Source organism: Streptomyces sp. NPDC059989, assembly GCF_042736975.1.
Taxonomy (GTDB): domain Bacteria; phylum Actinomycetota; class Actinomycetes; order Streptomycetales; family Streptomycetaceae; genus Streptomyces.
In genome coordinates this window covers 61,150-75,238 of the sequence record NZ_JBHWUO010000038.1, presented here as the reverse complement: position 1 = coordinate 75,238, position 14,089 = coordinate 61,150, and the positions used below count along the sequence as shown (strand labels likewise).

Annotated in this window: 11 protein-coding genes; 4 read left to right on the top strand and 7 right to left on the bottom strand. The window is 73.8% G+C overall.

The genetic code is table 11. The features are described 5' to 3' along the window. Together manB and ACFWBN_RS28620 are read right to left on the bottom strand one after the other, a co-directional pair. The coding region (gene manB, locus ACFWBN_RS28625; protein ID WP_385180828.1) for a phosphomannomutase/phosphoglucomutase at positions 1-1,031 on the bottom strand (1,031 nt) is incomplete at its 3' end. 78 nt (positions 1,032-1,109) lie between these two features. After that, a complete protein-coding gene (locus ACFWBN_RS28620) occupies positions 1,110-1,484 on the bottom strand; it encodes a DUF3499 domain-containing protein (protein ID WP_385180824.1) in 375 nt (124 codons plus the stop codon). Between the two features lie 90 nt (positions 1,485-1,574). Between ACFWBN_RS28620 and ACFWBN_RS28615 the strand changes: the two genes are divergently transcribed. Continuing rightward, entirely contained in the window at positions 1,575-2,054 is a 480-nt protein-coding gene (locus ACFWBN_RS28615; RefSeq protein ID WP_385180821.1) for a metallopeptidase family protein, read from the top strand. Between the two features lie 144 nt (positions 2,055-2,198). Here ACFWBN_RS28615 and ACFWBN_RS28610 read toward each other — a convergent pair whose 3' ends face one another. The 3 genes from ACFWBN_RS28610 to ACFWBN_RS28600 form a co-directional block, all read right to left on the bottom strand. Beyond that, complete coding sequence (locus ACFWBN_RS28610; RefSeq protein ID WP_385180818.1) at positions 2,199-3,692, bottom strand: DUF5719 family protein; 1,494 nt, start codon at positions 3,690-3,692, stop codon at positions 2,199-2,201. Next, positions 3,689-7,264 (bottom strand): glycosyltransferase family 2 protein, encoded by a 3,576-nt coding sequence (locus ACFWBN_RS28605; RefSeq protein WP_385180815.1) that lies wholly within the window; start codon positions 7,262-7,264, stop codon positions 3,689-3,691. Before ACFWBN_RS28605 ends, ACFWBN_RS28610 begins: the two co-directional genes overlap by 4 nt. A 246-nt stretch (positions 7,265-7,510) precedes the next feature. Beyond that, positions 7,511-7,774 (bottom strand): WhiB family transcriptional regulator, encoded by a 264-nt coding sequence (locus ACFWBN_RS28600; RefSeq protein WP_003983763.1) that lies wholly within the window; start codon positions 7,772-7,774, stop codon positions 7,511-7,513. A 632-nt stretch (positions 7,775-8,406) separates the two neighbouring features. Between ACFWBN_RS28600 and ACFWBN_RS28595 the strand changes: the two genes are divergently transcribed. The 3 genes from ACFWBN_RS28595 to ACFWBN_RS28585 all read left to right on the top strand — a co-directional run bounded on the left by ACFWBN_RS28595 (position 8,407) and on the right by ACFWBN_RS28585 (position 11,281). Further along, positions 8,407-8,928: a cysteine dioxygenase gene (locus tag ACFWBN_RS28595; protein WP_385180813.1), complete on the top strand. Its 522-nt coding sequence runs from the start codon at positions 8,407-8,409 to the stop codon at positions 8,926-8,928. An 83-nt stretch (positions 8,929-9,011) separates the two neighbouring features. Then, positions 9,012-9,971, top strand: a complete 960-nt coding sequence (gene cofD, locus ACFWBN_RS28590; protein ID WP_385180810.1) for a 2-phospho-L-lactate transferase — start codon at positions 9,012-9,014, stop codon at positions 9,969-9,971. After that, positions 9,968-11,281: a coenzyme F420-0:L-glutamate ligase gene (locus ACFWBN_RS28585; RefSeq protein ID WP_385180808.1), complete on the top strand. Its 1,314-nt coding sequence runs from the start codon at positions 9,968-9,970 to the stop codon at positions 11,279-11,281. The genes cofD and ACFWBN_RS28585 overlap by 4 nt, the downstream gene beginning before the upstream one ends. A 9-nt stretch (positions 11,282-11,290) precedes the next feature. Here the strand turns inward: ACFWBN_RS28585 and ACFWBN_RS28580 are convergent, their stop codons facing one another. Beyond that, positions 11,291-12,298: a DNA-3-methyladenine glycosylase family protein gene (locus tag ACFWBN_RS28580; RefSeq protein ID WP_385180805.1), complete on the bottom strand. Its 1,008-nt coding sequence runs from the start codon at positions 12,296-12,298 to the stop codon at positions 11,291-11,293. A gap of 360 nt (positions 12,299-12,658) precedes the next feature. After that, positions 12,659-14,050 carry a peptidoglycan recognition protein gene (locus ACFWBN_RS28575; RefSeq protein ID WP_385180802.1) on the bottom strand — a complete coding sequence of 464 codons (1,392 nt, stop codon included), beginning with the start codon at positions 14,048-14,050 and terminating at the stop codon, positions 12,659-12,661. Between the last annotated feature and the right edge of the window lie 39 nt (positions 14,051-14,089).

Below are 14,089 nucleotides of genomic sequence, written 5' to 3'. Positions count from 1 at the left end.
GTGTCCGCGTTCCAGAAGTCCTTGAAGTAGTAGTGCGCCGAGTGCTCACCACCGAAGATCGCACCCGTCCTCGCCATCTCCTCCTTGATGAAGGAATGCCCGACACGCGTGCGGACCGGGGTCCCGCCGTTCTCACGGACCACCTCGGGGACCGACCAGGACGTGATCAAGTTGTGGATCACCGTGCCCGTGCCACCGTTGCGGGCCAGCTCACGCGCCGCCACCAAAGCCGTGATCGCCGACGGGGACACGCCCTCGCCGCGCTCGTCCACGATGAAACAACGGTCCGCGTCACCGTCGAACGCGATACCCAGATCCGCGCCCTCCGCCAGAACACGCGCCTGGAGATCGACGATGTTCTTCGGGTCCAGGGGGTTCGCCTCGTGGTTCGGGAACGTGCCGTCGAGCTCGAAGTACATCGGCACCACGTCCAGGGGCAGGCCCTCGAAGACGGTGGGGACGGTGTGGCCGCCCATGCCGTTGCCCGCATCCACCACCACCTTCAGCGGGCGGATCGCCGCCAGGTCCACCAGGGCCTTCAGATGCGCGGCATAGCCGGCGAGGGAGTCCTGCTCCGTGACCGTGCCCGGGGCGGTGCCGGCCAGGATGGGCGGAGCGCCTTCCTCCGACCACTTCTCCACCAGTTCGCGGATCTGCGACAGACCCGTGTCCTGACCCACCGGGGCAGCGCCCGCACGGCAGAGCTTGATGCCGTTGTACCGGGCCGGATTGTGGGAAGCCGTGAACATCGCACCCGGCAGGTTGAGGGACCCCGAGGCGTAGTACAGCTGGTCCGTCGAGCACAGGCCGATCAGCGTCACGTCCACCCCACGGGCAGCCGCGCCGCGGGCGAAAGCCGCCGACAGACCCGGGGAGGAGGGGCGCATGTCGTGGCCGATCACGATCGCCGCAGCACCCGCGACCTCCACGAATGCGGCACCGAACAGCTCCGCCAGGGACTCGTCCCACTCGTCCGGCACGACGCCACGCACGTCATACGCCTTGACGATGTTCGAAAGATCTGCGGCCACTGCCTGCCCTCCTGAAGGTTCCGTGCGGTCCGGCCAACCTACCTTGAACCCGGAGCGGCTCTTCAGATGAGCAAGGCGTCAGGAATCGGGCGATCTCAGGACGCGCAGGTGTCCGCGGCGGGTCTCGCCGGTGGACGGGCCGCGCTGGCCGGATCCTCCCGCCTCGGCCGCGCGCTCGGGCGGGCGGGCGGCTTCGCGCACCGCGTTGGCGAGGGCTTCGAGGTCGTCGCCGCTGGGGCGCGACGGTGCGGACCCGTCGGACAGGCGGACGACGTCCCAGCCGCGCGGGGCGGTCAGGCGCTCCGAGTGCTCGGCACACAGGTCGTAGCAGTGGGGTTCGGCGTACGTGGCGAGCGGGCCGAGAACTGCGGTCGAATCGGCGTAGACGTACGTCAGTGTCGCGACGGCAGGGCGGCCGCACGCGGTGCGCGAACAGCGACGTACAAGGCTCACGACGTTGGACGGTACCGCACTCTTGACCGGGCCGCGACGACTCTCCCGCCGGTCACTCCCCCGTGTCGTGGCGAGGGCTACCCTGCGGGGGTGACCGACAGCCCCCTGCCTCCGCGCCCTGCCGAGCCCCCCGTGGGGGCCCCCGTCGAGCCGCGCCCGCGCCGCCGGGACCGGCACGGGCGCGGGATGCGCGGGCCGGTGGCACCCCCGCAGGTGCCGCTGTCGGCGAGCCGGGCGGAGCTGTTCGGGGACCTCGTACGGGACTCCGTGGAGCGGCTGGAGCGGCGCTGGCCGCAGCTGGCCGAGGTGGAGTTCCTCGTCGGCGACGTGCCGGGGCCGCCGGGCGGTCCGGACGGCGGCTGGAACGACGAGGCGGTGCCGTTGGGCGGGCTCCAGGAGGCCCGCGAGGGCCGGCCGGCCCGGATCGTGGTCTTCCGGCGGCCGGTGGAGATCCGGACGAAGTCGCGGGACGAGAAGGCGCTGTTGGTGCACGAGATCGTGGTGGAGCAGGTGGCGGAGTTGTTGGGGCTGTCCCCCGAGACCGTTGATCCGCGTTACGGGCAGGACTGAGGCTTCTGCTGTGCAGGCTTCGGCTGTGCAGGCTTCGGCTGTGCATGTGCCGCGCCGCTGCTGGGGCTCCGCCCCAGACCCCGCGCCTCAAACGCCGGCGGGGCTGGATGTGCCGCTGCGCGGCAACTCCAGCCCCGCCAGGGATTACTTGGTAAGGACCGACAGGTCCTCTGTGGCCCTGGGGACCGAGACCGTGGAGTGGTCGTCGGACAGGGTCTGGATGGTGAACATCGTGATGCCCTCGTGCGGGAGGGTCAGGGTGCGGGACGCGTGGACGGGGCCGCCGGAGAGGGTTTCGACGGTGAGGGCGTAGGAGCCCTTGGCGCCGGCCGGGGCGATGTCGACCTTCTGGGTCGTGCCCGCCTTGACCGTGACCTCCTGGGAGGCCGCCTCGCCGCCGCCGGTGCCGGGGGAGGCCGTCACCTTGACCTTGGCGTCCTTGTCGCCCGGGGCCGTGAGGGTCAGTACGGTCGCGTTCTCCTCGGGGCGGTTGTCGGCCACGGTGGCCCGCGTGCCCACCGGCCCGGCGGCCGGGACGAAGCCGAGCTCCTGCTTGGCGCCGCTGCCGCGGACCACCCGTACCGCCGCGACGACCGGTGTGGCCCGCTTGGGGTCCGCCGGGGTCAGGACCAGGGAGCCCGGCTCGCCGCGGGTCACGTCCTTGAGGTCGACGCTCGCCGTCATGCCGGCCTTGACGTGCAGCTGCTCGTTGTCCGCGGGGGTGATGGAGCCGCCGGGGCCGGCCAGCCGGATCTTCAGGTCCGCGTCCTCCTCGCCGGGGGCGAAGGCGACCAGCCGCACGGAGACGGCGTCGGCCGGGATGCCCGGCAGGACCAGTGAGCCCGCCGGGTCCGCGGCGGCGGGCAGCCAGTCGGCGCCCACGCCCTCCTCGGCGGCCTGTACCGAGGCGCCGACCCGGCCGGCCCGGGTGGTGACGTGGGCGGTGGCGTCCGCGAGCTGGATTCCCGGGATGAGGGAGGAGAGCAGGACGGACTTGGTGGACTTGGGGTCGATCCGGATGCCCTCGCCGGTGCCCGCCTCGGCCTTGGCCAGCCCGTCGGGGCCGAAGAGCTTGATGTCGACGACGGCGGCGGCGTCGTCGGGGTTGGTGAGGTGGAGGTAGTCCTCGCGCCCCTTGGCCGTGCCGACCGCCGGGAACCAGAAGTCGGTGCCGGGTGCGGTGCAGCCGACGCCGAGGAGGCCGCGGGCCCGGCCGACGGAGACCTTGGTGGTCTGCTGGGCGGTCCAGCCGGGGGCGAGGATCCCGTCGGCGCTGCCCGTCAGCGCGGGTGCGTCGGCGCCGGTGGCGGTGGCTCCGAAGGGCTTGCCGACCTCCTTGGGCTCCAGTACGGGCTTGGCGTCCTTGGTGGCGCCGAGCAGCCGGGCCGAGCCCTTCCCCTCGGCGGGGGCGGGTGCGCCGGGGGTGAAGGCCGTGTACGTGGTGTCCGCGATGTCGGAGGAGCTGGGCGCGGGGCACACCAGCAGGGACCGCTCCACCGGCATCCGGGAGGCCGCGGCCGCCGCCGTGCCCTCGGCCGCCTTCCCCTCGGCGGAGGGGGCGGTGAGGGAGGCGATGCCGGTCAGGGCGGCGAGCGCCGTGGTCACGGCCGCCAGCGTCAGGGGTGCGCGCTGCTTCACTGCTGGGGGCTCCCGTCGGGACGCGGGTCGTGCGGTGCGTGGGGGTCGTAGGCCTCGTACGGCTCGTACGGGTACGGGTACTGCTGCTGGGCCGGCTGCTGCTGCGGGTACGGGGGCTCGTAGCCCTGCTGGTACGGCTCCTCGTACGGGGGCTGCTGCGGCTGCTGCGGCTCGTAGGCGTAGCCGCCCTGGTCGCCGTAGGGCTGGTAGGCGTAGGTCTCCTCGCCGTAGACCGGCTGCGCGGGGATCTCCGCGTAGGGGTCGGCGGTCACCGCGGCCTCCACGGGGGCGGCGGCGGGCGCGGCCTCGGCGCGCAGTCGGCGGGCGCGGCGGCCTTCGCCGGGCTCGCCGGGGCCGGGCTGGGCGGGGATCGCGGCCTCTTCCTCGGGGAGGTCGTCGTCGAGGCGCTCGCGGCGGCCGGGCAGGGCCATCACCAGCAGGACCAGGGCGAGGACGCCCTGCGCCCAGTGCCAGACGGTCCTGACGAGGGAGTCCTCGTGGACGAGGTCGAGGCGGCCCTCGCCGGCGGGGAGTTCGAAGCCCTGTGCCCAGCCGTCCAGGGTCTTGGGCTTGAGGGGCTTGCCGTCGAGGGTGGCCTGCCAGCCGGAGTCGGCGCGGTCGGCGATGCGCAGGACGCGGCCCGCCTCGCCGGCCGGGATCTTGCCGTGTGCTTCCACGGGGCCCGCGGCGACCGGGACGGGGGCTTCGCCCTGCTTGCCGGAGAGGATGACGGCGCGGGGCAGCCAGGGCTCGACGCCCCACAGCGCGGTGCCGTCCTGCTGGTGGCGGCGGCTGAGGCCGGGGGTGGCGTCGAGGACGCGGCGGATCTCTTCGGGGCCGCCGGGGCGGAACATGACGAAGCGGATGGCGTAGGCGCTGAGCTGGCTGGACTGGTCGGCGCCGGAGCCGGCGACGAGGTTGGAGACGACCTTGTCGAGGCGGGGGTCGCCGCCGGTCCGGGCGGCGGTCTCGGCGTCGCCGAGGCGGCCGCCGGAGCCGCGGACGAGGCTGTAGGAGACGGTTCCGGGCCGGTCCAGGTCGAGGATCAGGGTGCGGGTCTGATTGTCGTCGCCGCCCGCGTCGGCGACGAAGGCGGGGACCTGCACCGGGTCGCGGCGCTGGAGCGGGCCGTCGGCGCCGGCGAGCAGCCAGGCGCCCGCGGCGAGCAGGGGTCCGGCCGCGGCGGCGAGGGCGATGAGCGCGGCCAGCGGCTGGCGCCAGCCGAAGTTGCGGGCGGCGACGCGTTCCTTGGCGCCGTCCGCGCCGAGCGCGGCGGCGGCCAGCAGGGCGAGTCCGTAGACGAGGGTGGCGGGGCCGGCCCAGGCGCTGCGGTTGAGGAGGACGGCGAGGAGCAGCGCGGCGAGGGCCGCGGCCCAGGCGGTGCGGACGGCGAACTGCCGGTCCGTGCGCAGCAGGGCGGCCAGGGCGGCGAGGACGATGCCGAGGAGGAGCAGGCCGCCGGTGGTGCCGGGGCCGCCGGGGCTGGTGCCGAGCAGGTCCAGGGCGGTGGCGGAGCTTGTCCCGTAGGGCAGTCCGGCCTCGTTCAGGAGGCGGCCGGGGTGGGTGAGCAGGCCGAGCGACCAGGGGGCGAGGGCGAGGATCGGGACGGCGAGGGTGGCGAGCAGCCGGGGGGCGTACGTCTTCCACTGCGCGCGGCGCAGGACCAGCGCGGCGGCGGCGAGGGCGGCGGCGAGCGGCCAGACGACGGGGGTGAAGGCGGTGGCCAGGGTCAGCAGGAGGGTGTACGTCCACACCGCGCGCCGGCCGGTGCGGTCCCCGTCGGCGCCGAGGCCGAAGGCGGCGATGGCGGAGCGGGCGATCAGCGGCAGCAGGACGGCGAGGACGGCGGTGCCGAGGCGGCCGCCGGCGAGGGCTCCGGTGACGGCGGGCAGGAAGGCATAGGCGATGGCGGCCCAGGCGCGCAGGAGCCGGGAGGCGACGAGCGGCCGGGAGGCGAAGTAGGCGGTGAGTCCGGCGAGCGGGACGGAGCCGACGAGCAGCAGGGTGAGGGCGGCCTGGGTGGAGCCGAAGAGGAGGGTGGCGAAGGCGCCGAGGACGGCGAGGTAGGGGGGTGCGTCGGCGGCGGAGCCGGTGGAGACGGCCTGCCAGCCCTCGGTGTAGGCGCTCCAGAGGTCGGGGCCGCTGTCGGGGGCGGGGAGCAGGGCGCCGCCCATGAGGGAGCCGCCGCCGATGAGGGCGCGGCAGGCGCCGAGGGAGACGAGCAGGAGGAGGCCGAAGAGGACGGGGGCGGGGTTGCGGGCGATCCGCTTGAGGCGGGCGAAGCGCTCGGTCTCCTGGAAGTCCTCCTCGCCGGGGGCGGTCAGGATGCTGCCTCCGCCGTGCCGGCCGGCGGGGGTGGCGTCGGTGTCGCGGCCGTCGGCGAAGTAGCCGGCGAGCTGTTCGGCGTTGGCCCGCAGGGAGGCGCCGGGCGGGGGGAAGAGCGGGCGCAGTTCGGCGGCGGGGACGGCGGGGCGGCGGCGGGCCCTGCGGGCGGCGAGGATGCGGCCGGGCCGGAGCAGGGTGGCCAGGAGGCCGGTGAACTCGTCGACGGCCTGGCCGGGGGCCTTGCCGATGAGGTAGGCGAGGGTGCGGAGCACGGTGCCGAACAGGACGCGCAGCAGGACGTACGGCAGGGCGCGGCCGGAGCTGTTGGCGAGCATCGTGTAGACGGCGCCGGCCTTGTCCACGCGGTGCGGGCTGGCGCTCGTACGGCCGGCGCAGTCGACGGTGCGGCGTTCGCGGGCGGAGGCCTCGGCGTGGCGCATGACGGCGTCGGGGGCGACGAGGACGGTGTGGCCGGCGCTCTGGGCGCGCCAGCAGAGGTCGACGTCGTCGCGCATGAGGGGCAGGCGGCGGTCGAAGCCGCCGAGGGCGTCGTAGACGTCGCGGCGGACCAGCATGCCGGCGGTGGAGACGGACAGGACGGGGCGGACCTGGTCGTGCTGGCCCTGGTCCTGTTCGCGTCGGTCGAGTCCGGTCCAGCGGCGGCCGCTGCGGGCGATGGTGACGCCGGCTTCGAGGAGCTGCTTCTTGTCGTACCAGCCGCGCAGTTTGGGGCCGATGACGGCGGCGTCGGGGTTCTCGTCGGCAACGCGGAGCAGTTCGGTGAGGGCGTCGGGTTCGGGGGCGCTGTCGTCGTGGAGGAGCCAGAGCCACTGGACGGGTTCGCCGTGGGGGAGTTCGGGGACGTCGTACGCGTCGTCGCGCCAGGTGCGGCTGACGGGGTCCCAGCCGCTGGGGCGCTTGAGGTACGGGAGGTCCTCGGGGGTCAGGGTGCCCGCGGTGCGGGCGGATTCGTCGACCGCGGTGCCGAAGCCGGTGCGGCGGGCGAGGTGCAGGACGCGGTCGTCGCCGAAGGCCTGGTTAAGCAGCCGCGCGGATTCGTCGGCGCTGCCGGTGTCGGCTGCGATGTGGTTCTGCGCGGGGCGTTCCTGGCCGAGGAGGCCGGCGAGTGTCCGGGGCAGCCAGCGGGCGCCGTCGTGGGCGACGAGGACCGCGGTGACGACGTGCCGGGGGAACTCGGGTGTGGCGGGGGCCTGGTAGGAGGCCGCCGACTGGCTGTGCAGGGACATCGCGCTACTGGCCCTCCGGCCTGGGGGTCCCCCCGGACTGGGTCTGGGGAGAGGGTCCGGGGGTGGTGTGCCCTCGGAGGCTGCTGGACAGCGCCCCACCCTAACGGCTGGAAAAGCGGCGGTCCGCCTCCAGCGGGGAAGGTGCAGGAGGCGGACCGTTTGCTCTGTGCGGTGCCGTGCGGGCCGTGCGGTTCGATATGTCGTGCGATGTGCGGTAGGTACCCGGCGCGGTGCTCCCGGGGGGTATCAGACCGCTGCCTTTTTCAGGCGGCGGCGCTCGCGCTCGGACAGGCCGCCCCAGATGCCGAATCGCTCGTCGTTGGCGAGTGCGTATTCAAGACATTCCGAGCGGACTTCGCAGGCGAGACAGACCTTCTTGGCCTCGCGGGTGGAGCCGCCCTTCTCGGGAAAGAAGGACTCGGGGTCGGTCTGGGCGCAGAGAGCGCGCTCCTGCCATCCGAGCTCTTCGTCCGCCTCCTCGACCAGCAGTTCCTGAAACAGCTCGGTCATGTGCGCCCCTCGCTCTGTCTGTGCGTCCCCGTGGTGATGCCGTTACTGATCGCTACGTAACGACACGAGTGAAATTACAAGTGCGTGGCTCCAGAGCAGTCAAGCCGAGATCTGCTATTGGGCCCCTTATTCACTCTGCGGAACCAAGCCTATGCAGAAAGTGTTCATATCGCCAAAAATCGTGACACATGCCACAGACGCCACACGATGCCCCACCTTCACCCGCAATCGACGTATCACTCTGTGGTGGGGTTGCGATCCGGCCAAAGAAGCGGCGTAGATCACATTCCGATCACGAGATGACCGGGTTGGGTTTGAGCCCGCACACAGCGCCACATCCCCTGGCGCGGACTGCACAAACCTTTCTCCGCGCACAGTAACCGGATGAGGTGAAACTTTTGCCTCAAACCGGACATTGGGTTGACAGTCCGACCCTCGACCCGGTCTCCTTGTTCGCATGTCAGCGCCCGCAGCCGCCACCCGGACCCCCATTCGTGGGTTCCTGTGCGCTGCCCAGGTTCGCTGTTGCTGTTGCAGCTGTTGATGCCTCCGGAGCTTCGGCTCCCCAGAGCTCCGGCCGCCCCCCACAGCAACCGCCAGCACGACTGACACCCGTCGAGGTAACCCCCACGATGAACAGCGCCAGCGCCGCCCCCCGCACCACCGTCGAGAGCGACCTCCAGATCGCCGGCGACATCCTCTCCGTCCAGCACCTCCTCCAGCCGGCCCGCGAACACCCGGCCACCGTCGCCGAGTTCGTGGGCCTGGCCCGCTCCATCGCCGAGGACCGCGCCTCCTGGGAGCACCTCGTCCGGTACGACGCCACCACCCGCTGGTACCACCGGCTGCGCACCGGCCCCGGCTACGAGGTCTGGCTGCTCAGCTGGGTCCCCGGCCAGGGCAGCGGCCTGCACGACCACGGCGCCTCCTCCGGCGTGCTGACCGTCCTGGACGGCGAGCTCACCGAGCACACCCCGCGCGGCCCCCTCACCCACCGCCCCGGCGCGCAGCGCGTCTTCGCCCCCGGCTACGCCCACGAGGTCGTCAACGACACCCTCGACGGCGCGGTCAGCCTGCACGTCTACTTCCCGGGCCTGACCGAGATGCCGATGCACAACTGCTCCCCGGCCCGCCCGGAGTCCGTACCTGCCTGACCCGCTTCCCCCCGGCCTGACAGCCCCGCCCGTCACCCGACCACCACCCCTCAACGACAGCCTGCGGCTGACAGACTGTCCGCATGCGCATTGTTGTTCTGGCCGGCGGTATAGGCGGCGCCCGGTTCCTCCGCGGACTCAAGTCGGCCGTCCCCGACGCTGACATCACGGTCATCGGCAACACCGGTGACGACATTCACCTGTTCGGGCTCAAGGTGTGCCCCGATCTGGACACGGTGATGTACACCCTCGGCGGTGGCATCAACGAGGACCAGGGCTGGGGCCGCACCGACGAGTCCTTCACCGTCAAAGAGGAGCTCGCCGCCTACGGGGTCGGACCCACCTGGTTCGGCCTCGGCGACCGCGACTTCGCCACCCACATCGTCCGTACGCAGATGCTCGGCGCGGGCTACCCGCTGAGCGCCGTCACCGAGGCCCTCTGCGACCGCTGGCAGCCCGGCGTCCGGCTGCTGCCCATGTCCGACGACCGGGTCGAGACCCACGTCGCGATCACCGAGGCCGGTACCGGAGAGCGCCGGGTCATCCACTTCCAGGAGTACTGGGTCCGGCTGCGCGCCTCGGTGGACGCGGAGGCCGTCGTCCCCGTCGGCGCCGAGCAGGCCAAGCCCGCGCCCGGCGTGCTGGAGGCCATCGCGGCCGCCGACGTGATCATCTTCCCGCCGTCCAACCCGGTGGTCTCCGTGGGGACGATCCTCGCCGTGCCCGGCATCCGGGAGGCCGTGGCCTCCTCGCAGGCCCCGGTCGTGGGCCTCTCCCCCATCGTCGGGGGCGCCCCCGTGCGCGGGATGGCCGACAAGGTGCTGGCCGCGGTCGGCGTCGAGTCCACGGCCGCCGCGGTCGCCCTGCACTACGGCACCGGGCTGCTCGACGGCTGGCTCGTGGACACCGCCGACGCGGACTCCGTCGCCGAGGTGGAGGCCGCCGGGATCACCTGCCGCGCGGTGCCGCTGATGATGACCGACCTGGAGGCCACCGCCGAGATGGCCCGGGCCGCGCTGGAACTGGCGGAGGCCTCGCGGTGACGGCCCCGACCCCGGCAGGCGTGCCCTCGTACGAGGTGCGGGCGGTCGACGGGATACCGGAGGTCAGGCCGGGCGACGACCTGGCGAAGCTGATCACGGTGGCCGCGCCCGACCTGAGGGACGGGGACGTCCTGCTGGTCACCTCGAAGATCGTTTCGAAGGCGGAGGGCCGCATCGTCGAGGCCGATTCGCGCGAGGACGCGATAGACGCCGAGACGGTACGGGTGGTCGCGCGCCGGGGTCCGCTGCGGATCGTCGAGAACCGGCGGGGGCTGGTGATGGCGGCGGCCGGGGTGGACGCGTCCAACACCGCGCCCGGCACGGTGCTGCTGCTGCCCGAGGACCCCGACGCCTCGGCCGCCGCGATCCGCGCCGGGGTGCGCGACATCCTCTCCGTGGACGTGGGCGTCGTCGTGACGGACACCTTCGGGCGGCCCTGGCGCACCGGGCTGACGGACGTGGCGATCGGCTCCTCCGGGGTGCGGGTCCTCGACGACCTGCGCGGCGGCACCGACGCGCACGGCAACCCGCTGAGCGCGACCGTGGTGGCGACGGCGGACGAGCTGGCCGCGGCGGGCGACCTGGTCAAGGGCAAGGCGGCCGGGCTGCCGGTGGCCGTCGTGCGCGGGCTGGCCCACGTACTGGGCGAGGGGTCGACGGCGCGGGACCTGGTGCGCACGCCGGCCGACGACATGTTCCGGCTGGGCACCTCGGAGGCGGTACGGGAAGCCGTGACGCAGCGGCGTACCGTACGGGCCTTCACGGCCGAGCCGGTGGACCCGGGCGCGGTGCGGCGGGCGGTGGCGGCGGCCGTGACGGCCCCGGCCCCGCACCACACCACGCCGTGGCGGTTCGTGCTGCTGGAGTCGACGGCGGCGCGGCTGGAGCTGCTGGACGCGATGCGGGACGCGTGGATCGCGGACCTGCGGGCGGACGGCAGGTCCGAGGAGTCCGTCGCGAAGCGGGTGCGGCGCGGGGACGTGCTGCGGGCCGCCCCGTACCTGGTGGTGCCGTGTCTGGTGACGGACGGGGCGCACCACTACGGGCACGCGCGGCGGGACGCGGCGGAGCGGGAGATGTTCGTGGTCGCGATGGGCGCGGGCGTGCAGAACTTCCTGGTCGCGCTGGCCGGGGAGCGGCTGGGGTCGGCGTGGGTGTCCTCGACGATGTTCTGCCGGGACGTGGTGCGGGAGGTGCTGGCGCTGCCGGCGGACTGGGACCCGATGGGGGCGGTCGCGGTGGGGCATCCGGCCGAGCCGCCGCGGGAACGGCCCGCGCGGCCGGTTGCCGACTTCGTCGAGGTGCGGTAGCCGCGCCGGTCAGAGCCTGCCGATGTCGGTCCGCGGCATCTTCGGGGTGCGGCGGGGCGGGACGCGGCCCGCGAGCAGGATCAGGCGGGCCGCGCGGTGGCGCTGGCCGGCGTAGGGGGCGAGGAGCTCCAGCATGGCGGCGTCGTCGGCGTCGCGGTCGCCGGCCAGGGCGTAGCCGACGATGCCCGGGAGGTGCAGGTCGCCGGTGGTGACGGCGTCGGGGTCGCCGTTGCTGCGCTGGAGGGTCTCGGCGGAGGTCCACGGGCCGATGCCGGGGACGGCCTCCAGCCGGGCGGCGGCCTGCGCGGGCTCCATGGCCGCGGCCTCCTCCAGGCGGGTCGCCACCCGGGCGGCGCGGATGACGGCGGCGGAGCGTTTGGCGTCGACGCCGGCCTTGTGCCAGTCCCAGGACGGGATGCGGGCCCAGGTGGCGGGGGTGGGCATGACGTACAGCTCCGGGCCCAGCGGGCCGGGGGCCGGCTCCCCGTACTGCCGTACGAGGCGGCGCCAGGCGCGGTAGGCCTCCTCGGTGGTGACCTTCTGCTCCAGGACGGTGGGGATCAGGGACTCCATGACCAGGCCGCTGCGGGTGAGGCGCAGGCCGGGGCGGAGGCGGTGGCTGGCGTGCACGAGGCGGTGGCGGGGCACGAAGGCGGCGGGGTCGTCGCCGGCGCCGAGGAGCGCGGGGAGCTGTTCGAGGATCCAGTCGGCGCCGGGACCCCAGGCCTCGGCGTCGATGTCGGGACCGGGGCCGGCGGTGCGCGAGACGCGGAGGGTGGCGGGGCCCTGGGGGGTCTGGCCGGCCTTCCAGACGGAGCCGTCGGGGGTGGTGCGGAAGGTGGGGTCGGAGGGGCCCCGGCGGAGCGGGCCGAGCGTGAGCCCGAGGTCGACGGGGCCGTCGCAGGCCCAGCGGCGGGCCTTGGCCCCGGACCCTGCCTGGCGGCCGCTGCCCGGGGGCACGTCAGTGCGGCCGCCGCGCACGGCGGTGGGGGTGAGGGGGTCGAAGCGGCCGGCCATGCCTTGAGCGTAGCCCTGGGGCCGGGCGGGCATGCCGCTACAGGATTCGGGGCTCCGCCCCGCACCCCACGCCTCAAACGCCGGCGGGGCTGGATTTACCCGCCTGATTACACCGGTGCGGCTACAAGATTCGGGGCTCCGCCCCGTGCCCCGCGCCTCAAACGCCGGCGGGGCTGAGATTGCCCTCCGGGCAATCCAGCCCGCCTGGGCGCAAGGTTGCGCTACGCGCACTTGCAGGCTGAGGCGAGCCAAATCCAGCCTCGCCGGCGTTTGAGGCGCGGGGTGCGGGGCGGAGCCCCGGTCTTTGAGCCGCACCCTCCCAGCCCCCGCCAGGGAACGGGTGCCGCGCGCCGCCGGAGGCTACGGACGGCCCTGGAGGGTGGCCGACGTCGTGCGGGTCGACGGGAGTTTGCCGTACAGCTTCTTGCCCGGGCATTCCGTGGCGAAGCCGTCGCGGTGGCCCGAGATGACGTTCATCGACACGTTCTTGCCCTTGGTGTACAGGTTGCCGCCGCCCGACTTCAGGGTCGTCCTCCCGCGCGGGTCCCGCCCGAAGAGGCCGAGCTTCCAGGCCGTGAGGCGGGCGACCGCGTCGACCGCCGCCGCAGGCGCCGCCGTGGAGGTGTAGGTGCCCAGGACCACCACGCCCATGCTGTCCGTGTTGAAGCCCATGGTGTGCGCGCCGAGCACCGCCTTGGAGACCCCGCCCGCGCGGCCCTCGTAGACCGTGCCGCACTTGTCGACGGCGAAGTTGTAGCCGAGGTCGCGCCAGCCGCTGCTCAGCACGTGGTAGCGGTACAGGCTGCGGATCACCGCCGGCGCGTCCTTGCAGGCGTAGTTGTTGCCGGTGGCGCTGTGGTGGACGAAGGCCGCCTTGACCGTGTTCGTGTAGACGAAGCCCGACTCGCGCAGGCTCTCGTCCGCGCCCCAGCCCTTGCGGGTGACGATGCGCGGCCGCGGGCCGATGTACGGGCGGGCCGCCGCGCTCAGCTCGCCTTCGCTCGCGAAGATCGCGTCGGCGGTGGAGTCGGCCTTGTCGAGGGCGGTGATCTCGTTCGCCCCGAGCTCGGCGTGCGGCAGGTTCGCGGCGGAGGACTCGGCCATCTCCATGGTCATGCCCGGCACCACCACCTCGCCCTTGTCGTCGCCCTCGGGACCGCTGTTCTTGCCGTCCGACCCGGCCGCCGGGAATTCCGCGCCCGGGTCGACGAGTTCGATGCGCATGCCCGAGGGCAGCCGGGAGGGTGCGCGGCCGCCGCCCGGGGCGCCCGCCTCGGCCTGGACGCGGACCTCCACCCCGTCGGACGCGCCGACCCACAGGGGGGCGGTGGCGCCGCGGACCCGCCCGGAGCCCCGTTCCGCCGCGTCGGGGTCGGCCGCGTGCTCGCTGTTGTGGGTCTCCACGTCCTGCCAGTCGGACCAGGTCGCGGACCCCAGGGAGCGGGTGCGGACCTGGACCCGGCCGTGGAGCTGGGTCGAGGCGTCGTCCCAGACGACGCCGACCAGCGAGAACGTCTTGACCTCGCGGGCGGTCAGGCCCTGTGTCTCGGGGAGACGGGGCGTGGCGCTCATGCCGGGGACGCCGGGGGTCCGGTCCGCCACGGATCCCAGGGGGACGAGCGGCACCGACTGGGTGGACCCGGCTGGGGTCACGGGGGAGGCCTCGGCCAGGGCCGGAGTAGGGAGCGCGAGCGGGAGGGCCAGTGCGGCGGCCGTCGCGACGCCGATCGAGGAAGCAAGGAATCCACGCATGACAAGGATCGTGAGGACCCCAGGCGCCGGGCGCCATCC